The organism is Myxococcales bacterium, from assembly GCA_016703425.1.
Lineage (GTDB): Bacteria > Myxococcota_A > Polyangia > Polyangiales > Polyangiaceae > JADJCA01.
Map to the genome: position 1 here is coordinate 67,852 of JADJCA010000013.1, position 20,039 is coordinate 87,890.

General features: G+C 68.4%; 17 protein-coding genes. 9 read left to right on the forward strand and 8 right to left on the reverse strand.

Annotation, left to right across the window (positions count from 1 at the left end; all coding sequences use genetic code 11):
• Window positions 1-195 precede the first annotated feature (195 nt).
• Both IPG50_25265 and IPG50_25270 read left to right on the forward strand, forming a co-directional pair.
• Window positions 196-1,014 carry a D-alanyl-D-alanine carboxypeptidase family protein gene (locus IPG50_25265; protein MBK6695494.1) on the forward strand — a complete coding sequence of 273 codons (819 nt, stop codon included), beginning with the start codon at window positions 196-198 and terminating at the stop codon, window positions 1,012-1,014.
• Between the two features lie 272 nt (window positions 1,015-1,286).
• Complete coding sequence (locus IPG50_25270) at window positions 1,287-1,559, forward strand: hypothetical protein (protein ID MBK6695495.1); 273 nt, start codon at window positions 1,287-1,289, stop codon at window positions 1,557-1,559.
• Window positions 1,560-1,588: 29 nt separating this feature from the next.
• Here the strand turns inward: IPG50_25270 and gloA are convergent, their stop codons facing one another.
• From gloA to IPG50_25285, 3 genes are read right to left on the reverse strand one after another with little or no spacing between them, the layout of a single operon-like run.
• Window positions 1,589-1,975 carry a lactoylglutathione lyase gene (gene gloA, locus IPG50_25275; GenBank protein ID MBK6695496.1) on the reverse strand — a complete coding sequence of 129 codons (387 nt, stop codon included), beginning with the start codon at window positions 1,973-1,975 and terminating at the stop codon, window positions 1,589-1,591.
• A gap of 33 nt (window positions 1,976-2,008) precedes the next feature.
• Window positions 2,009-3,880, reverse strand: a complete 1,872-nt coding sequence (locus tag IPG50_25280) for a hypothetical protein (GenBank protein MBK6695497.1) — start codon at window positions 3,878-3,880, stop codon at window positions 2,009-2,011.
• Window positions 3,881-3,919: 39 nt separating this feature from the next.
• Window positions 3,920-4,480: an RNA polymerase sigma factor gene (locus IPG50_25285; GenBank protein MBK6695498.1), complete on the reverse strand. Its 561-nt coding sequence runs from the start codon at window positions 4,478-4,480 to the stop codon at window positions 3,920-3,922.
• Between the two features lie 160 nt (window positions 4,481-4,640).
• Between IPG50_25285 and IPG50_25290 the strand changes: the two genes are divergently transcribed.
• The 4 genes from IPG50_25290 to IPG50_25305 are packed head-to-tail and all read left to right on the forward strand — an operon-like array spanning window position 4,641 to window position 7,820.
• Window positions 4,641-5,612, forward strand: coding sequence for a hypothetical protein (locus tag IPG50_25290; GenBank protein ID MBK6695499.1), 972 nt, complete (start codon window positions 4,641-4,643; stop codon window positions 5,610-5,612).
• Window positions 5,613-6,647 (forward strand): serine/threonine protein kinase, encoded by a 1,035-nt coding sequence (locus IPG50_25295; GenBank protein MBK6695500.1) that lies wholly within the window; start codon window positions 5,613-5,615, stop codon window positions 6,645-6,647.
• A gap of 35 nt (window positions 6,648-6,682) precedes the next feature.
• Window positions 6,683-7,018, forward strand: coding sequence for a hypothetical protein (locus IPG50_25300; protein MBK6695501.1), 336 nt, complete (start codon window positions 6,683-6,685; stop codon window positions 7,016-7,018).
• The gene (locus IPG50_25305) at window positions 7,005-7,820 is read left to right on the forward strand and encodes a hypothetical protein (protein ID MBK6695502.1); all 816 of its coding nucleotides are present in this window, start codon (window positions 7,005-7,007) and stop codon (window positions 7,818-7,820) included. The genes IPG50_25300 and IPG50_25305 overlap by 14 nt, the downstream gene beginning before the upstream one ends.
• Window positions 7,821-7,836: 16 nt before the next feature.
• Here the strand turns inward: IPG50_25305 and IPG50_25310 are convergent, their stop codons facing one another.
• The 3 genes from IPG50_25310 to IPG50_25320 form a co-directional block, all read right to left on the reverse strand.
• Entirely contained in the window at window positions 7,837-9,366 is a 1,530-nt protein-coding gene (locus tag IPG50_25310) for a DUF1552 domain-containing protein (GenBank protein ID MBK6695503.1), read from the reverse strand.
• Window positions 9,363-10,997 carry a DUF1592 domain-containing protein gene (locus tag IPG50_25315; protein ID MBK6695504.1) on the reverse strand — a complete coding sequence of 545 codons (1,635 nt, stop codon included), beginning with the start codon at window positions 10,995-10,997 and terminating at the stop codon, window positions 9,363-9,365. The genes IPG50_25310 and IPG50_25315 overlap by 4 nt, the downstream gene beginning before the upstream one ends.
• 236 nt (window positions 10,998-11,233) lie before the next feature.
• Entirely contained in the window at window positions 11,234-11,845 is a 612-nt protein-coding gene (locus IPG50_25320) for a TetR/AcrR family transcriptional regulator (protein ID MBK6695505.1), read from the reverse strand.
• 111 nt (window positions 11,846-11,956) lie between these two features.
• On the opposite strand from IPG50_25320, the gene IPG50_25325 reads away from it, so the two are divergent.
• Together IPG50_25325 and IPG50_25330 are read left to right on the forward strand one after the other, a co-directional pair.
• On the forward strand, window positions 11,957-12,649 hold the full coding sequence (locus IPG50_25325) for a hypothetical protein (protein MBK6695506.1): 693 nt from the start codon (window positions 11,957-11,959) through the stop codon (window positions 12,647-12,649).
• A 165-nt stretch (window positions 12,650-12,814) separates the two neighbouring features.
• A complete protein-coding gene (locus tag IPG50_25330) occupies window positions 12,815-14,548 on the forward strand; it encodes a hypothetical protein (GenBank protein MBK6695507.1) in 1,734 nt (577 codons plus the stop codon).
• 39 nt (window positions 14,549-14,587) lie between these two features.
• Here IPG50_25330 and IPG50_25335 read toward each other — a convergent pair whose 3' ends face one another.
• Window positions 14,588-15,661, reverse strand: a complete 1,074-nt coding sequence (locus IPG50_25335) for an SDR family NAD(P)-dependent oxidoreductase (GenBank protein MBK6695508.1) — start codon at window positions 15,659-15,661, stop codon at window positions 14,588-14,590.
• An 813-nt stretch (window positions 15,662-16,474) separates the two neighbouring features.
• The gene (locus IPG50_25340) at window positions 16,475-17,959 is read right to left on the reverse strand and encodes a serine/threonine protein kinase (GenBank protein ID MBK6695509.1); all 1,485 of its coding nucleotides are present in this window, start codon (window positions 17,957-17,959) and stop codon (window positions 16,475-16,477) included.
• Window positions 17,960-18,101: 142 nt separating this feature from the next.
• Between IPG50_25340 and IPG50_25345 the strand changes: the two genes are divergently transcribed.
• A complete protein-coding gene (locus IPG50_25345) occupies window positions 18,102-20,039 on the forward strand; it encodes an OPT/YSL family transporter (GenBank protein MBK6695510.1) in 1,938 nt (645 codons plus the stop codon).

A 20,039-nucleotide genomic window follows, 5' to 3' on the forward strand; every position in this document is an offset into this window, starting at 1 on the left:
TCCCTCTCCCTCTCCCTCTCGCCGTTCCGCGCCTTCCCGCTCTGGCCCTGCTCTCTGCCCTCAGCGGATCCTCCGCGAGCCTCTTTGTCTCACTCTCGCGACGTCTTCGCGCCTCGTCGCCCGCCCAGCGCTCGGACATTTCCCCACGATCGAGCCGCGCACCCATGGCACGCCCGATGCTGCCCGTCTCGATGCGTGCAAGCATCCACCCTCGTCACGAGCACCGTCGCCCTCGCCATCGTTGCCTGCAGCAGCGTGGAGGGCGGCCCCGGGAAACCTGCGGCCGATGAGGCCACGAGCCAAGACGCGCTGACGCAGGGCACGAGCTGCGACACGGAGACGCAGCCGACCTATTCGGGCGGCCAGCGCACCGGCGACGTGGAGGTCATTCGCATCGACGGCAAGAAGATCACGATCCCAACAGGCAACGCCTTCTTGAAGCTGCGCGAGCTGGCCCAAGAGAAGGGCATCGACCTGGTGCTCAACAGCGGCTTTCGCACGATGGCGGAGCAGGAGCATCTCTACCAGTGCTACCAAACCGGCGGCTGCAACAACGGCAACCTCGCGGCGAGGCCTGGTTACTCGAACCACCAATCGGGTCGCGCCCTCGACATCGGAACGGGGCAACGCGCCGCGCTCAACCGGCTCATTCGCGAGAACGGACTCGACTGGCGGCTGACGGTGCCTAGCGAGGCGTGGCACTACGAATATTTTGGCGAGCGCGTGAGCGGGCCTTTGCGACGGCCAAAGTGGCGTGACCGTGCCGGCGCCTCGCGCGACGACGCCTCCTCCAGCCCAACCAACACCGGCCTCGCCGCAGCAACCCGCGCAGCCGCCGGCAGCGCCGCCAGCCGCGACCGGCGAGCCCGATCGCTCGCCGGAGCCGCACGCGGGGCCGTGCTTCTCGCCGACGTTGCAGCGCCAAGTGGAAGGCCTCGCCTGCGTGCAGGCGCCGTCGACGCGCCGCTACTACCAGTGCATGAGCGGCTATTGGTATCCGGTCAACGGCGCTGAGGGCCCCTGGGGCGGCTGCGTCGCGGTCTATCCGCTGCGCTAGCGCAAGTGATGTCGGCCTTGCGGGCTCGTCGCGGTTGCGTTGAACGGACGCGCCCTGCGAGGGCGGCGGTCCCTTGCTGAACCACTTCCATAAGTTCCAGGGAAATCACCCAAGGGGTGGCTCGCCGTTCCCTCACGAGCGGCGCGAGCAACGGCGCGCGCACGCGCAAATTCTCGAGCGAAGGCCCACGGCTCGAGCGGTCCATGTGTTGCATCGCGCACTGGTCATCATGCAAACGAAGCCCCTCGCCGCCCACGTCGTTGCCGCGCTCTTCCAGCTCCGTGAGCGCACCATGCCCATCACCCTCGACACCGTCACCGAGGTCCTCGGCGCTGCCCCAAAGACGGACGTGCGCGCGGCGCTCTCGGCCCTTCACAAGGAGGGCGTCGTCGACGTCACGCGCATGCGGCTCACGCTTCGCGGTCTCGCGCTCGGTTGCGCACTGGCGGGCGCGACCCTCCCGCCGCTCGAGAGAGAGCGCGCACGCGCAACGGCCGCGTAGCGGCGCGATGGACCATGCCGCTCGGCCGCTCAGCGCTTCCGCTGAATGAACTCGATCTTGTAGCCGTCGGGATCCTCCACGAAGGCGATGACCGTGGTGCCGTGCTTCATCGGGCCCGCGGGGCGGGTGACTTTGCCGCCTAGCTCGGTGACGCGCTCGCAGGCCACCGCAGCGTCCTCCACCTCCACGGCGACGTGGCCGAAGCCGGTCCCCAGCTCGTAGGACTTCGTCTCCCAGTTGTGCGTGAGCTCGAGCACCGCCGAGGTCGCTTCGTCCTCGTAACCGACGAAGGCGAGGGTGAACTTCCCCTCCGGGTAGTCGTGCTTTCTGAGGAGGCGCATGCCGAGCACCTCGGTGTAAAACCGGAGCGAGCGCTCAAGCTCGCCGACTCGGAGCATCGTATGGAGGATTCGCATGCGCCGACGTTATCACTCGACGCGCGGCTCAACTCACAAGCTCGCGCGCTCCTTCGCCGGAAGAGCGCCAACCATCGGCGTAAGATCGGGCCCCACCCAGGGCCACGGCTTGCCCTGCGGCCACCAACCCGGCTTGCCCGTCCGATAGAGCGAAGGCGGGAGCGCGTGGGTCGCGAGCGTGGGACTCCATTGCGTCGCATTGGTGACGTAGTCGAAGTTGCCGTGACGGAGCAGCGAGGTCGCGGCAACGTCGCTCGCGCCGGCGCCACCGGCTCCCAGTTGGTAGATCGAGCGCGGGCCGCTGTCGTAGGCATCGACCGCAGTGCTGACGCCCGCCGTACCGAGCACGTTGCCGAACACGTTCATACCGATGTCGCCGGCGTCGAACTGGAGAGCCGCCACGTTGCCCGTCTGTGGGCCCGTCGCCCCGACGACGGCCGGCGATGCAAACTGACTGGAGGCGTAGTTGCGAAAGTACGTCAGGTATCCCGCGTTGCCGTGCGTCGCTGTGGCCCCCATGTGCGGCGCGTAGTTTCCCTCCATGAGCTCCATGTGGGGGAACGCGCAGTGGGTGTCGATGTTCACCTCCTGCCAATCGGCGGGCGTCGCCCAGGAGTTATCAGCGTAGTTGTAGCCGACGACGTTGCCGCCTCCTGACGCGTTGAACATGATGGGCTTGTTCATGTAGCGCGCGATGTTGTTCTCGATGAGGTTGTCGGCCGCTCCGCAGCGCAGCACGATGCCGTAGCAGTCTTGTCCGAAGCCGTAGTTCTTTGAGTGGTGGAAGTTCCCGTCGCGCACCACAGTGCGGTACGTCCCCGTGAGGGAGACGTGCATGCCGCCGATGGTGCCGTCGGTTTGCACGTCCTTGACCCAGCAGTAGGCCGCGTTGGAGATGTCGATGCCGCCGGCCATCTCGCCGTTGTAGCCGCTGTTCGTTCCGCCCTGGACGCGGAGGCCCTCGACGCCGGCCCACGTGATGGGCGCGGACGCGGCCTTCGCGATCTGCGCCAAGTAGGGACTCGCCGCCTTGAAGTTCCAGTGGAGGCCCGAGGCGAGCGTGAGGGTGCCCTTGTTCGCGTCGACCGCTGCAATTTGCACGCGTTGGCTGACGGAGCGGCCGCTCGTGCGTTTGAAATACGGACAGTCGCCTTGGTCTACCGTGGCGTCGTCAACAACGTCGATGACGGCGAGATCGCCGGCAGCAAATTGCGCCGCCGCCGCCGCGCCAACGGAGAGCGTCTTTGACTCTTTTGCGCCGTCGGTGAGGAGCGCGTGCGGCGTTCCTCCGTAGCAGGTCGAATCGCGGCCCGTGCCGATGGCGATCACCGTTCCGCCGCCGGTCTTCACGAGGCTCGTGCCAGCAGGCGCGCCGCCGGCGCCGGTGCCACGAAGGACCACGCCGCTCTTCAAGTTGACCGTCGCGGCGACGGTGAAGGTGCCTGGGCTGAGCAGGACCACCTGGCCCGAGGGGCACGCGTCGATGGCCGCTTGGATGTTGCCGCCTGGCGCCACGGTCTTGCACACGGTCGTTCGCTGCGGCAGGCCGTCGGCGCCGAGAGGCATGCCGAGCAGGTGATCCTGTACGATGCCCGGGCTGAAGGCGGTGACTCGATCCGACGGGATCGGGCTCGGCACGACGGGCACCGTCGACGCATCGGGCACGCAACTCGGCGGCGTGCACGGCCCCGGCACGACGCCTGTTGGCCCTTCACCGCCATCGGCCGCTGCGGCGCCGCCGATCGCGCCGCTCGCCGTCGCGCCGGTACCAGCAGCGCCGGCGCCGCAGCAAGCGCCGTTGCTCGAGCCTCCCAACGGTTCGAGCGGCGGGGCAGGCTCGACCTCGCAGGCGAGGGCGAGTGTGAGCGCGAGTGCGAGGCCCGAGGCAGCGTGCGGAGCGACCATGCCCCTAAGACGCGAGCCGCCGGCAAAAGGTAAAACCGCTTATTTGGGCGGCACGAGCAGCGTTCGGAGGCGCTTTACGGCGTGGTGGTAATTCACCTTGGCCGCGTCCTCCGACGAGTCGACGAGCGTGGCGATCTCCTCAAAAGAGAGGTCGTGGTAGACGCGCAGCTCGACGACAAGCCGTTGCTTCGCCGGCAGGTCGGCGAGCCGCTCCTGCACCTTGCGCCAGATCTCGGCGGCCACGAGCCGCTCGGTGCCGAGCGAATTGGTGAAAGCGACGTCGTCTTCGATGGGAACCGACTCACCAAGCGGCGCGCCGCGAACGTGATCGAGCGCGAGGTTGACGGCAACGCGATACAGCCAAGTCCGAAACCGCGCGTCGCCGCGGTACGAGTCGAGCCGCTCGAAGACGCGCACGAAGGTGCGCTGGGTGACGTCCTTCGCATCCTCGGCGTCGTGCACGTACCTCCGCACGAGGCGCGCGATGGGCGCCTCGTAGTTGCGGACAAGCGCCTCGAAGGCGCCCTTGTCCCCCGCGAGGAGCCGGGCGACGAGCTCGCGATCGGGATCGGGCGGAGGCGGCGACGGCGTTTGCTCCACGAATGAGGCCGCGAGACTATCACGGCCACTGCATCGCGCCTCGCACGCCACCGATCATGTCGGGTCAATGCGGAGCTGGGCGTATGAGGCGCCATGAAGCGCGCCCGCGCCGGGATCCGGGCGATGCACGCTCATAGGCGCGATGGTAGAATCCCGGGCTATGTCGCGGGGCGCGAGGTGGTTCGGGTTCGCCCTCGCGCTCGCCATCGGTGCGCCCTCGGCGAAGGCCGATGATGCTCGCGCCCCGGCGGCAACAGAGGCCCGCAAAGAGGCGGCCCGCAAGTTTCAGGAGGCCACCCGCGCCTTCGACGTCGGCGACTACCACCGCGCCGGCGAGGCCTACGAGGCGGCCTACCAGCTGGCGCCGCACGAAGACCCGCTGTGGAACGCCGCGCGAGCGTGGCACCTCACCGGCGAGCTGGCCCGCGCGGCCAACCTCTACGCGCGCTACCTTCGCGTCGCGCCCGCCGATGCACGTGAGCGAGCGAAGGCCGCCGCGGCGCTGTCGCAGCTCGCAACGAAGCTCGCGCGCATCGAGGTTCAGCTCGGCGCGGGCGTCGACAACGCGCGCGTTGACAGCTCCGCGCTCGACGGTCCCGCGGCGTACGTCGTGCCAGGGACGCACATCGTTCGCGGCCGCACGGCGCAGGGCGAGCTGGAGGTGCCGAAGTCGGTTCGTGCCGGCGAGGCCGTGAGCGTGGTCCTCGCGGTGCCGACGGCCGCTCCGGGCGACAGCGCCGCACGCCGGGCGCCCGCTGCACAAGAGACCGCCAACGCCAGCGCGCCCCGTCCAAGCGAGCCGCCTCGCTCACGAGCTGATGGCTGGTCACCGCTCGTCGTCGTTGTCGAGGGCAGCGTGACGCTCGCCCTCGCCGGCTTCGTGACATGGTCCGGCCTCGAGACGATGAGCACGCTTCGCCGCTTCGAGGGGACGCCAAGCCGCGAAGCGCTCGAGTCCGGTCGCAGCGAGCAATTGCGCACCAACATCCTCCTCGGTGCGACGGCCGGCGCGGCCCTCCTCACCGGCGTCACCGCCTTGTGGCTCACCGATTGGGGCCCGGCGCGCGATGTCAACGTGGCGGCGGACCTCGGGCCCGGCAGCGGCAACCTATCCATGCGAGGAGCGTTCTGAGTGACGCGGCCAATCTCCGCCACGCTCGACACGATGCGCCTCGGCAACTACCAGCCGCTGCTCGAGCTGGCCTCCGGCGGGATGGCCACCGTGTACGTGGCCCGGCAAGTGGGCGGCGCTGGCTTCGAGCGACTCGTCGTCATCAAGCGCGTGCACCCGCATCTTCGCAAGGATCGCGCCTTCACCGACATGTTCCTTGACGAAGCGCGCATGTGCTCGACGATTCGTCACCCGAACGTCGTGCCGGTCATCGACGTCGTCGATGGCGGCAACGAACTCTTCCTCGTGCTCGAATACATCGAGTCGTTGTCGCTCTACGCCCTCCTCCAAGGTGCAGCGGGCCGCGGCGAGAGGGTCCCGCCAGCGATCGTATCGCGCATCCTCGTCGACGCCTTGGCGGGCCTCCACGCGGCGCACGAGGCCGTCGACCTTCGCGGCAACAAGATGCACCTCATTCATCGCGACGTGTCGCCGCAGAACATCATCGTGGGCACCGACGGCACGAGCCGCCTCATCGACTTCGGCATCGCGAAGGCCGCGTCGCGCATCACCACGACTCGAGACGGCGTCGTCAAAGGCAAGCTCCGCTACATGTCTCCGGAGCAGGTTCGTCAGAAGCCGCTCGACCGGCGCGCCGACGTCTTCGCCGCCGGTGTGGTCTTGCACGAAGCGCTCACCGGCGAGCGCCTCTTCGCAGGCGAAGATGCCGGCGACGTCGCCATTGGTATCCTCGTCGGCGACGCGCCAGCCCCCTCGTCGCTCGTGCCGTCGTTGACGCCGGAGGTCGACGCCGTCGTTGCGATGGCGCTCGCGACACAGCGCGACGAGAGCGCTACGCGACGGCGGCGGCGTTGCAAGAGGCCCTCGAACGAGCGCTCTCTCCCGCGCCGGCGCGCGAGGTTGCCAGCTTCGTCGAGAAGGCGGCCAGCGCCGAACTCGAACGCCACCGCGCCGAGGTGCAGGCGGCGCTTGAGAGCAACGTCGCGCTTCCGGCGGTGGACGCGGCACCGCCTGAAGGGCGCCCCACGGCGGTGACACCGCGCCGTCGTTCGCGTGCGGTCGTTTACCTCGTGTCCACTTGCGCGGCGGTGGTTGCCATCGGAGCCGCAGCGACCGTGCTCGCGCGCCGCAGCCCGACGCCCGATGCGCCAGGGCCGGCCACGCCAAGCGGGACGACGCGCACCGCGCCCACCTTGGCCTTAAGCGCCGAGCCTCCGGCGCTCGCCGACCAGCGCGCGCCGCCTTCGGAGGGCACGGCGCCAGCGGCTCGCACGGAGGCCGCAGCCCCCACGTTGCAGCCGACCGCCTCGGCCAGCCCCTCGGCTCGTCCGACCCGCAAGGTCGAGCGGGTGCGCCCCGCCGCCGCGACGGAGCTCCGCCGAAAGAACCCGTATGGCGCGCCGTGAGCCACAAGTCATCGGGGCGGCGCTGGCGCTGACCCTTGGCGCCTGTACCGTCTTCAACGGAAAGACGTTCGACGAAAACAAGGGGCTGACTCCGCTCGCCGATGGCGGTGCAAGTCGCGTCGATGGCGGCGACAGATGCGGGTGCCCATCGGATCGAGGCATCCTGTGTGAGGAGTTCGAGGCCGCGGCGCCAGGCGCGGCTTGGGAGACCATCGGCACCGCGCCGGTCCGCGACACGGCCCGCGCCCACTGCGGACTAGGCTCGCTGCGTGTACGAACGCCGGCCTTCGGGGTCGGCGGCTCGGGGATCTCCATGCTGTCCGACGCAAAGAGCCTCGCTGATCGGCGCCTCGCGGGCGGCTTCTTCGCGCGCGCGTGGGTCTACGTGCCGTCAACCACCACCCTCTCCGGCGACAACTACTTCACGCTGATGGAGGTCCGCCAAGACGTCGATCCGTTTCTTGGCGTTGGCGTCGAGCTTCACGGCGACAACACGTCGCTCACCAACTGGACCGCTACGCCGTCGGCCGTCTCGTCCACGGCGGGCGCGTTTCCCCGCGACGCGTGGGTCTGCGTCGAGTGGAGCGTGACCTTCGACGCGAAGAGCGGCGCTTCGTCGGTGTGGCTTGGGGGCGCCGCGCAAACGATCGCGACCATCACGAGCACGGTCACGGCGCCGACGCCGGCGTACGGCTCGTTCCTCATCGGCGCCTACGCGACGGCGACGGCGCCGCAGCCTGAGATCGAGCTGTGGATCGACGATGTCGTGCTCGACACGGCGCGCGTCGGCTGCGGGCCGTAGGCAAGCGCGAACGTCCCTAGAGATCGATGGCGCCGCTGTGGAGCGGCGTGCCCGCGTGGATGTATCCGGGCCAACCGGCGGCCTCGTGGAGGGCGCCCTTGTTGTAGGCGCCGAGCGTGCCCGTATCGCCAAAGGTCGTGTCCGTGCCGCCGAACATGCGGAGCACTTGCGCGAAGAGATCGCCCATGCTGCGCCGGTTGCAGACGACGTGACGCCCCTGCCCTTTGGGAAAGGCTGACCTCAGGCCCGCCATGACGACGGGGATGTTGTAGTCGCCGTGCACCGAGCCGTAGCCCATCTCGCTGACCCAGAGGACTAGCGTGTTGTCGAGGAGACGGCTGCCGTCGACGTCTGTGACGGCGGCCAACCGCTGTACGAGCTGGGTGAACGTTTTCGCGTAGAACGTGTAGCTGCTCGTGAGGGCCGCCGCGTCTGACGGGTTTTCGCCGATGCGCGGAACGCCGTGGATCATCGTGTGCCAGTTCGTCCCGCGAAACGGGCTCGCGTTGGCAGCGAACTCGGTGGGAAAGACCGGGTCGTCGCCGTTCCAGAAGAACAGGTTGGCCACGCGCGTCACGTCGCACGCGAAGCTCTGCACGATGTTGTCGAGGATGGCCGGCATCATGGCGCCGTCCTTCTCGCCGCGGAGGTAGACCCCCCCGCTACCGTCGGCGTTCGAAGGCACGTTCGCCTCAACGGGCCTTTGGCAGCCGGACGTCGCGGCTGCGCCCTTGCCGCCGCGCTGCTCGACGGCGCGAATGAACTCGGCGTGTGCGTCGAGGCGCGCCCGATCGGCCGCGTTTACGCGACCGCGAAGGGCGCCGAAGCTGCCGAGGACGCCATCGAGGACGCTCTTGCGTTGCTGCGCGAGCCGCTCGGCGCGAGTCAGCGTCGTCACGGGCGCCGGCGTCGCAGGCTTGGGCGCGCCAAAGAGCTCTCCGATGGCCTCGCGCGGGTCGAACGAGATGAGGTGCGGCGTTGAGCCGTTGGCGCCGAAGAAGACAGCCGTGTTGCCAGCACGCCAGGTAAAATCCGCCGCGGTGCCCGACAGGACGACCGATGCAGGTATTGATGTGTTGGGTCGAAGTCGCGTGCCGGTGACGTAGTCGAAGGACGGGGCGATGATCTTGCCGCCAGCGCCAAGCGCGCGGCACGTGAGGATCGATTGCTGGGCCGGGATGTGGCCCTCACCGTCGGGGTTGGTGTGCCTGATCAAATTGTCGACGCCGTCGAGCGTGACGATCTCGTCACGGATCGGTTGGAGCGCAGCGAGCTGCCTGCTGGGCGGCGCCCCGACGGGCAGCGGCCCGGTGACGCGGGCGGGCGACCACGCGTCGTTGAAGACGCCGCCCACGAGGTGCCCGTCGCCCATGAGGCGGCCGTCTTGCGTGTGAATGATGAGCAGACGCTTGGGCGCGCCGGCCGTCTGCGCGAAGGCCGTCCGCGGCGCGAACGTCTCGAGCATCGGGACCGCGAGGGCGGCGCCGGCCGCACCGAGGAGGAAGCGTCGTCGATCGAAGCGGGAGGGGTCGATGAGTTTGCTCATGGGTCGATCCGATGGGTGAAGGCGTCGGTGGTGGTGAGCGCGAGGAGCGTTTCGGCGAGCTTGCCGTCGGACGCCGCGAGTGCATCGCCGAGCGCCTGGAGTGCGCACTGATCGTCTGGCGTTTCGCGGCGCGACATCGCGAACCGAAAGAGCTGGGTGGCGAAACACACCGCCGCTTGCGGCTCCTTGGCGATCGCGTCCATCAGCTCGCTGGGCCCCTGGAACTGGATCGGCTGGGGGACGAGGCCGCTCAGCGTGCCTGAGGTGTCGATGGCCTTTCCGCTGCCGTAGCGCTCGCGATAGCGACCGACGCCATCGAAGTGCTCGAAGGCGAGCCCCGGCGGGTTGATCGTCTTATGACACGAGGCGCACCCGGGCTCGGAGAGCAACGTGGCGGAGACGTCCTTCCCCGTCGGCTGGGGCGGCGTTGGCAACGAGCCAAAGACCGAGAGCGCGTTCGCCGGCGCCTCGCCGAGCGAACCGCAAAGGAGCCGCGTGATGACGAACTTGCCGCGGAGCACAAAGGACGCGTCGGCGGGGTGCGCCAGCGACGCGAGCACCGCCGCTTGCGTGCTGAGACCGCTGTATCGCGTGGGGTCGAGCGTCACCTTGGCCCACTGGCCGGCGGGCGGTGCCGTCACGCCATAGAACGTTGCCATGGTCGCGTCGACGTAAGCCTCGCTGCTCCTGAGCAGCGACGTCAGCGTCCCATCGCCGCGAAGCTGCCCCACGGCGAAGCGATCGAACGACTCGTTCATGGACCGGGCCAGCGCCGCGTCGAAGCTCGGGTACGTGACGGCGTCCTTGTTCGCGGGTGCGAGCTGCGAGGCGCCGGTCCATTCGCGAAAGAGGCGCGCGATGGCCGTGTTGGCCTTGTCCGAGGCGAGCATCCGCTTGGCCTGCTCCAAGACCTTGGTCGCGTCCGAGAGGGCGCCGCTCGTCGCCGCCGCGAGGAGCGCATCGTCGGGCACCGAGTCCCAGAGCAAGAACGACAGGCGCGACGCGAGTTCTTCCCCCGTGAGGCGCCGCGCCGCCGGCGCCGCGTCCTCCATGACGTAGAGGAACTGGGGCGTCTGGAGCATGTGAGCGACGACCAAGGCCACGCCATCGGTGAAGGTCGCGCCGGGGCTCGTGAGGCCCGTGCGGAAGGTCGCGAGGAGCTGAGCCTTCTCCTCGGCGGAGAGCGCGCGCCGGTAAGCGCGGCGGGCATACTTGTCGAGGAAGACGCCTACGCAGGCTTCGTCCGCCGCCGCCGCGGCGCAGGGCAAGAGCTTCGGAAGCGCGCCCGCGACGCCGAGCGCGACCTCTTCGGCGGCCACCTGGATCTGCGCGACGTCCTGTTCACCGAGACCGTTGATGGCAGCCTCCGTCGAGTAGCCGGTGGCCGACTTGCCGTAGGTGCCAGGGAACTTCGCGCTGCCGACGACGGTGCCATCAAAGACGTCGACGATGGCGCGCTGGTAGGCCGCGAGCGTGATGCGGCGTCCTTCGCTAGAAGCTGCGTGGACCCGATCGTTGCAGATGACACGTTTCGTACCGAGGCCCGCGCCGGCGTCAGCGGCCGGCGCAGCGCCGAAGATCCGCCTCTCTGCGAGATCTTCGTCCTCGGCGCAGGCGGCGAGCGCTGCCATCGAAGCGCACGCGGCCACAGCAAGGACGTGGATACGCGGACCTGCGAGCCGTCGGAGCGTCTTCACATGGGAGTGACGCCGGTGGCGCGAGGAAGGTAAAAAGGGCCCGCGTCGAATTTCCGGCGGCACGACGAATCGCGCGCGATTGGGCCGCGAATCGTGCGAAACAGCGGATGTACTCTGAGGTGGCATCGCCCTCGTCGCAGGTCACACGGGCGAGCGCGAGCGTGGCAGCCTCACCCGAGAAGTGGGCCCAGGAGCGTCCTGAAGTACTCGAGCGTCTTCTCACGCTTTACGGGCACGCGCCGCGCGACGACGAGCGTCACGTACCCGTGCGCGAACATCCACACGCGAAGGGCCCAATCCTCGGCGCGATCGCTGGCGAAGACGCCCGACGCGCGCGCGCGTTCGATCTCGCGAAAGAGCACGAGGAAGCTCTCCTGCACCGGGGCCTCGAGCGTCGGAAACCGCTTCGCTTCGTCGAGGCGGGGCCCTGTCATGACGCGGTAGTGCGCCGGGTGCGTCAGCGCAAACTCGACGTAGGCGCTGCCGAGTCGCACGAGCCGCTCCCTCGGCGAGGCGTCTTCCGCCGCCGCAAGCGCCGACGACAACGCCCCGATGAGACCGCGCCAACCGTCTTCGGCGACGGCCGCGAGCAGCGCATCCTTGTCTTCATAGTGGCGGTAGACGGCGGCGTGGCTGACGCCGATGGCGCGCGCCAGCTCGCGCAGCGAGAGCGACTCGGGGCCCCCCTCACGAAGGCGCGCAAGCGCTTCGTCGCGGATGGCGCGGGCCACGTCGCCGTGGTGGTAGCTCGCCCGCGGGGGCTTCTTCGTCGTCGGAGGCACGGCTCGCTCTATATGGCACAGGTGGCGCGGGCGGGCACGACAGCGTGGGCTGCAGCACCGGTGAGGCGACGGCCGCTTGACCTTCGTGGCTGCGTCCCGCACGCTCGCTCGATGAGATCACGCGCCTCGTCGTCGCTCGCGGCTCAGCTCCTCGCATCCACCGCCCTCGCGGCCGCCGGGCTCGTGTGGACCGCGCCCAGCGCTGCACAGGTTTCGACCGAGCCCCCTCCCGGCGCCGCGACGCCTGGTCCATCACCAGCCTCCGAGCCGATGCCCGGCGCGCCCGGCGCGACTGGAACGCCCGCGGCGGCGCCGGCACGATACGACCTGCCGCCGGCGGAGGCAGAGCCGGCACCACAAGGCCCCACGGCCCGTGATCGCGTTGTTGCGTATTACACGGGACTTCAGCTGGGCATCTCCCCGGGCATCATCATCCCCACCAACGGCGGCGATCCGGGCTTTCTGCTCTCGCTCTACGGCGGCTATGGCATCGAGGCCGGCTCCACGGTGATCATTCCGGGCATTCGCGCCACCGGCGCCTGGCCTTCCGGTGAGTTCATCGGCACCGTGTTGCCGGGCGCGAAGGTCGTCTTTCCCGTCGGCGCGTTTGCGCCGTACGTCGAAGGCGGGGTCGGCCCCGGCTACGTTTCCGTCGGTCAAAAGACCGGCCTCGCGCTCCGCGCCGGACTCGGCTTCTCGGTCCACCCGAGCTCACGCTTCGCCATCGGCCTCGGTGCCGCCTACGAGACCATCACCGGCACCGGCGTGTCGTGGCTCGGCCCTGTGTTGATCTTGTCGTTCTAGCGTCAAGGGGCAACGGCTCGCCGTTCGCGGCAACGCCGTAGTCGCTCGCCCCGCGTGGGCCGAGCGAGATCGGTACGAGTTGCTCCCTGCGGGTACAGTGCGCCGATGCCAGGTCCGACCGGCGGCGCCCCTCGCGCTGGCGCGCGGGGTGCAGCGTGACCGCCGATGGCAAGGACAAGGCGAGTCTCGAGGGCACGAACGGCAACCACCGTTGGGCGCGACGCGGAGCGATCACTTGCGCAGGCGTCGGAGCTCCAGGAGCTTCGCGCCGAGTCGACGCTGGCCGGCATTGCCGGCGGCGACGACGGCTTCGGTGCGTTCGACTCGGGCTGGGGGTTCGACTCGGGCTGGGGACTGGGCTCCGGTTGGGACCCTTTCGTGACCGATCCCTTCGCGACCGATCCCTTCGCGACTGATCCCTACGCCTTCGTGACCGATCCCTACGCGACTGATCCCTACGCGACTGGTCCCTACGTGGCCGATCCCTACTCCTTCACGGGCGGCGACGACGGCGGCCTCGTAAGCCCGGCCTACGACGCGAACGGCGGTTCAACGTACACCTGGGGCCCCGCAGACCCCGCGACACCAGACGCCATCGACGATAGCCAGCCACCGCCAGGACAACTCTCATTCGACCCGACAGCAACGCTCGCGGCCGCTCAAGACCTGGCGAGCGAGCCCGAGCCTTTCAACCCCGAGCGAGAGCCCCGCAGCGAACAAGGCCCGATCGGCGTCATGGACGGCGTGGCTCCCGGCGGTTTCGGCATCCCAGGCGCCAGCTTCGGCGAGGGCGAGACGCAAGACGGTGCGACAGAGGACGGTGGGTTCTACTCACCGGACGCGGGGACCTGGACCGCCGATGGCGGCGACTTGACGGGCGGCTTCTGGACGACCGACCCGAGCGGGTCGGGCGGGCCTAGCACCGCGGGGCCAGACGGCGGCGCGTACAGTGATGGGTACGGAAGCGCAAACGGCGACGGTGGCGGACTCGCGGGCACGGCGGACTACACGTCACCGCCGGTCTACTCGTTCGATGACGGAAGCACCATCACCTACGGAGACGTTCCCGTGTCGACCGATGCGACGGGCGATGCCTCGTCGGTTCCCGATCCGGCCGATCAAGTCATTCGAGACATGTCTCCCGAACCGCCGGATCGGAGCCAGCCACCGGAGATTGATACGGCGGGTGTCATTCCCTACGCCATGTCCGAGGCCGACGCCGCGAGGCAGCAGTTGGATCTGACGATCAACTACCGGGACGGGGCGAGTCCCCACGAGGTGTTCCAGGGGAGCGGCCCCGGAGGTCCCGGCCTGCAGGCCATCGGCAATTGCACGACGGTGGCCGGGACCAACGCCATTCTCGCCGATCCAAACGGTCCGGCGTACATCGCGAGCCTGATGACGACGAACCCGGACGGCTCCGTCACCTTCGCGTTGCCCGGCGGCAACCAAACGGTTTGGCCGGGGCACGACCAGTTTGCGTGGAGCCCCCTTGGTCCGAACGATCCCGCCGTGTTGTTCACCACCGCGATGGCGTATCAGCTTGGTCAGGTGCCCACGCACGTCGACAGCAACCCTGCCGTCTTGGAGGACGCCCTGGACGGACGCACCGGCGCCGAGTTCATGGAGGCCGCGGGTCTCGTCAACATCACCAGCGCGGATGGACGCGGCGCCCCCGGTCCCATCCAGATTGTTGATGGCCCGATTCCCGGTGTGCCCGGTTCGAGTCACTCCTACTACCCGGTCAATGGCTTCGACTTGAACCCGTTCGGTACCGGCCACGGTCTCGTCACGGTAGAGCACAGCTACGGCGGTGAGCTTCCCCCCGTAGGGCCCACCGGAGGTGGGAGCGCGGACTTCGGCGCACTCAACGAGGAGGTGCCGCCCGATCTCCCATGAGCGCATGGGCTCCGCACTCCGGAGCGCATGGTCCGGCTCTTAGCCGCTGGCCCCCGTGCGCGCGGCGCTGATCTCCCACAGGCGCGTCATCGCCGCCGGATCATGACTCGCCGCGGATGACCGTGCCTCTCGCTCGTTGTCGAAGTACTTGCCGGTCACGCCGGCGAGCGACGCGTCGAGCGCGAGCTTCACGCTCGTCGCGGCTCCACGCTCGAGGCTGTCGCCGCGGCTTCCGAAGCCGTTCCACAACAGCTTCGTCGTGATGACGCCAGGATGAAGGGCGTTCGAGGTCACGCGCGTGCCGACGAGGCGTTTCGCGAGCTCGTAGGCGAAGAGCACGTTGGCGAGCTTCGAGTTCGCGTACGCCGCATAGCCCTCGAAGCGATCCTTCGCGTCGAGGTCGTCCCAGTCGAGTCGCCCTCGGTTGTGGGCAATGGAGCTGACGGTCACCACGCGCCCCTGCTCGCTCTCTCGAAGTGCTGGCAAGAGGAGCGCTGTCAGCACGAAAGGTGCGAGGTGATTGATCGCGAAGGACGCCTCGAAGCCGTCGACGGTCACGACGCGCTCGTTCATGAACACGCCCGCGTTGTTGATGAGCACGTCGAGAAACTCGTGCCTCGCGATGACTTGCGACGCGAGCGCTCGCACCTCCGCCAGCGACGAGAGATCGGCCCCGAAGGGCTCCACGCGGTGGCGCGCGTCGGGCACCAACGCAGCCAACTCATCGGCGACGGCAGCGGCCTTCGCCGCCGTGCGGCCATGCACGAGCACATGCGAGCCGCGCCGCAACAGATCAAGGGCGGTCTGCTTGCCGATGCCGTCGGTGGCACCGGTCACGAGCACCACCGGCGAGGCGATGCGAGTGCGAGTGGCAGCGGGAGCGGACTTCACGAGCGACGTCGAACTCGGGCTCGCCGCCCTAGAATCGCGCGCGAAGCGAGAGCCCTGTGGCGCTTGGCGAGACGAGCGGCGCGACGCCGACCTTGCCGCTACCCTTGGGCGCTGTGAAGTAGAGGTAGCCGCCAACGGCGAGGCCGACGACGCCGAGGCCGAGGCCTGCGTTGGCGATGTTGGCGTCAACGCTGCGCGCCGCCGAGGCGTCGCACGGCTCATCGCCCTTCTTGCCGCCGTCGACCCATGCGTTGTGGTCCGAGTTGCAACCGAGCGCCTTGGCCCCGAACACCGCTCCCACGACGAGGAACGGCACGCCGATGCCCGCGACGATGAGGCCTGTGGTGCGCCGGCCCGAGCCGTCCTCCGCCGGCGGGTCATCGCCCGCGACTGCCGCTCCAGCGGGAGCGCCTGCCGCGACCGGACCACCCAACAGACTGCTCACGGAGAGCGCTGCCGGCGTCGCCGTGGTCTGCGCCACTTGGACCTCCGCCACGAAGGGCTTGCGCTGCGCGGCGCGCACCTCGATGCAATAAGTGCCGCCGTTAACGTCGAAGGGCACGTTCTGCTTCTTGTCCGCCGAGAACGCGAGCTTGCGCTCCGACTCGCCGGCCTTGGCGGGCAAGACGACGATCTCGGGATTGAGGGCGCGGACCGCGTCGCTCAACTCGAGCGAGACCATGACGACCTGCGATCGAAGCCCGCCGAGCCTCTCAAGGGCGAAGCGCTCGCGATCGGGCCGGCCGCCGCCCACGCGCAGGCGCCGCAACGCCTCGTCGTATTCGACGTACGCGAGGCCGATCTTGCCCTGCTGCTCATGGCAGTAGGCGAGGCTCAAGAGGGTGCCGCCGCGCGGCTCGAGTTTGTCGCTCCGGTCAAAGGCGGCGCACGCGGCGTCGAGCTTCTTGGCCGCGAGCATTTCCTGGCCTTGTGTGTAGAGCGCCTCCGCCTCCGCCGAGACGTCGGCGCGGGCCGGAGCGGCAGCCCCTGCGATGATGAGCGCGGCCCCTGCAGCAACAATCCCGGATCGCATGTTTATCGTCCTCCACCAATCGCAGAAGGCAGAGTCGCTTCCGCGGGCTTTGAAGCGGGCTTCTCTGACGGCTTCGCCGGCAACGTGACCTTGGCCGGCGCCTTCGGGCCCTTTCGAGGCGGCTCGATCTTCCCTTGCGACGCGACCAATGTCGAGCCGGTTGTGACGGGCCCCGGCATGGCGGTCGCTGCCGAAGCGAGCGGCGACGGCGTGGGCACCGGCGGAGCGAGCGGCGCGACCGTGGTGGGAACCTCCAGCTCGGGCGCTGCCGGCGCCGTCGTGCTCGCTGCTGACGGAGCGCCGCCGGTCTTCACAGCTTCGATGGGCTCACTCGGCCGGAGCGTCAGGAAGGCGACGACGGCCCCTGCGGCGGCGATGCCGCCCACGAACACGAGGCCCATCGAGCGACGTCGGCGGGCCGCCACGCGCTGCGTCGTGCCGAGCCCCGCCGTCGTTCCCGCACCGGTCGGCTGCGCGGCGAGCGTGATCTGCTCACGCTCATCGGCTGAGAGCGGCGAGCGCTGCTCCGTCGTGGACTGGAAGGCCATCGGCGAGACGTTGGCTTCGATGCTGTCGTACGAAATGGCCCTGCGTCCCGGAGGCGCGAAGGGGGCGAGCGCTCGGGCGAAGGCGCCGATGGTCTGGTAGCGCTGGGCCGGATCCTTCACGAGGCACTTGGCCACGACGTCCTCCAGCTCAGGCGGCACATCGGGGCGCGCGTCGCGCAAGGGCCTCGGCGGATCGCTCGCGATGGCGGCCGCAAGGCTTGGCACCGTCTCACCGTCGAAGGGCAGGCTCTTGGTCAGAAGCTCGTAGAGGACGATGCCGATGCTCCAGATGTCGGTGCGGACGTCCACGCTCTTCGAGTTGCGGATCTGCTCGGGCGACATGTAGAGCGGCGAGCCAAGGGCCACGCTCGACTGGGTGAGGCTCTTGGTGTGCGACTCGAAGCGAACCCCAGTGGCCTTGGAGATGCCGAAATCGAGGACCTTCACGAGGCCCGAGCCGTCGACGCGAGGCGTCAGAAACAGGTTCGAAGGCTTGATGTCGCGGTGCACGATGCCCAGGGCGTGGGCCGCCGCGAGCGCTTCGCAGGCCTGGAGCACGTAGTCGACGGCCTCCGGGATGGGGATGTTGCCGCGAGTCGTCTCAAGGAAGCGGTGGAGATCCTTGCCGGGCAAGTACTCCATCACGATGAAAGGCACGTTGGGCGGGGCGACCCCCACCTCGTAGATGTCCACGACGTGCTCGCTGCGGATGGCGACGGCGGACCGAGCCTCCCGCAAGAACCGGGTCCGCACCTCGGGATTGTCCAAGGCCTTCGGCAACATGAACTTGATGGCGACCTTTCGGTCGAGGGCCTCGTCGGTAGCCGACATCACGGCGCCCATCCCGCCAACGGCTAGAACGCGTTCGAGGACGTATTTGCCCGCGATGGTCGTCCCAACTTTGGGGAGCCCATCGAGGCTGTCCGCATCATGCGCCATGAGAACCCCAACCGTATCATGGTGGCTTGGGCGGGCCTCATCCGTGTCGTATGAGCCCGTGCGGGTCATCGCGCGGGCGATGTAGGACAGCGGGAGGAACTGTCGCTACCGCTCCCGACCGCACCTGGCGTATAGCGGGGCCATGTCTGAACAGAGCGGGGAGAGCCATACGGCCGCCGGTCCGAAGCAGCTTACGGAAGAGCAAATCCGGGATTGGACCCTGGAGCAAAAGGATCGCTGGTGGCTCGAGAACGTGTACCGGCACAACATGCCCCAGCTCACGCTGCGCTCGGGCATCACCGGTATGGCGCTCGGGGGTGTGCTGTCCTTAACCAACCTTTACGTGGGCGCGAAGACCGGTTGGACCCTCGGCGTCGGCATCACGAGCGTCATCCTCTCCTTCGCGCTCTTCAAGGTCCTCTCCTCCTTCAAGTTGTCGACGGAGATGACCCTCCTCGAGAACAACGCGATGCAGTCCATCGCGACGTCGGCCGGCTACATGACCTCGCCCCTCATCACGAGCGTCGGCGCGTACATGATGGTGACCGACAAGGTCCTGCCGATGTGGATCGTCATGGTGTGGATCGCCGCCATCGCGATTCTGGGCGCCCTCTTCGCCTTTCCGCTCAAGAAGCGCTTCATCAACGACGAGCAACTCCCCTTCCCTGAGGGTCGCGCCGCCGGCGTCGTCATGGAGGCGCTGCATACGGGCGACGCGAGCGTCGGCTTGTTCAAGGCGAAGATCCTCCTCGCGACGGCAGGCATCTCGAGCCTCGTCGCCGTGATGAAGAGCGAGCCCATCATGGAGAAGCTCAAGGTGAGCTTCTTGACGATCCCCGAGTACCTCGACGGCTGGCTCTACAAGGTCGCCACCCCGGCCATCATGGGCACGCCGCTCAAGAACATGACGGTGCGGCTCGACAGCGATCTCGTGATGGTCGCCGCCGGCGGCCTGATGGGCGCGCGCACGGGCGTTTCGATCTTGGTTGGCGCCTGCGTGAACTACTTCGTCTTCGTGCCGTGGATGATCAGCCGCGGCGACATCGTCGGCAAGCTGGTGAAGGCCGAGATGGTCTATTCGCTGCGCGCCATCACCTTCTGGTCGCTCTGGGGTGGCGTCGCCATGATGACGGCCGCGTCGCTCCTCGCGTTCTTCTCGAAGCCGCAGGTCTTCATCTCGGCCGTGAAAGGCATGTTCCGCGGCGGCCCGAAGAAGGAAGACATCCTCAAAGACATCGAGCTGCCGATGTCCGTCTTCTTCATCGGGATCCCCGTCGTGGGCGGCATCGTGGTGGCGCTCGCGAACACCTTCTTCGGCGTCGCTGTCTGGCTAGGCGTCATCGCCATCCCGTTGGTCTTCGTCTTCACGCTCATCGCCGTCAACTCGACGGGCCTTACGTCGATCACGCCGACGGGCGCCCTCGGGAAGCTCACGCAGCTCACGTACGGCTTGCTCGCGCCGGGCAACGTCACGACCAACCTCATGGCGGCTGGCATCACCGGTGAGGTCGCCGGCAGCGCGTCGAACCTCTTGATGGACATCAAGCCGGGCTACATGCTCGGAGGGAAGCCGCGGCACCAAGCCGTGGGCCACGTGCTTGGCATCATCGCCGGCTCCTTGTTCGCCGTGCCGATCTTCTACCTCGTGTTCCTCCACAGGGGACCGCAGCAGCTCATCAACGATCAGTACCCGATGCCCGGCATCACCATCTGGAAGGGCGTGGCTGAAGCGCTGACGGCGGGCCTCCACTCGCTCAAGCCCTCGGCGCAGATGGGCGCCCTCGTCGGCGTCATCGCCGGCCTCATCCTCGAGGGGACGAAGATCTTCACCAAGGGAAAGTTCTGGCTCTCGCCGGTCGGTCTCGGCCTCGCGTTCGTGCTCCCCTTCAACAACTGCCTCGCCATGGCCCTGGGCTCGTTCTTCTTCCATTTCGCGGAGAAGAAGATCAAAAACGAAAAGTCGCTCGGCCACCGCGTCTTCGTGCAGAACCTCGAACCCACGTGCGCGGGCATCATCGCCGGCGGGTCCATCATGGGCATCATCGTCGTCATCCTCGAAATCTTCGTCCTCGGTCACTGA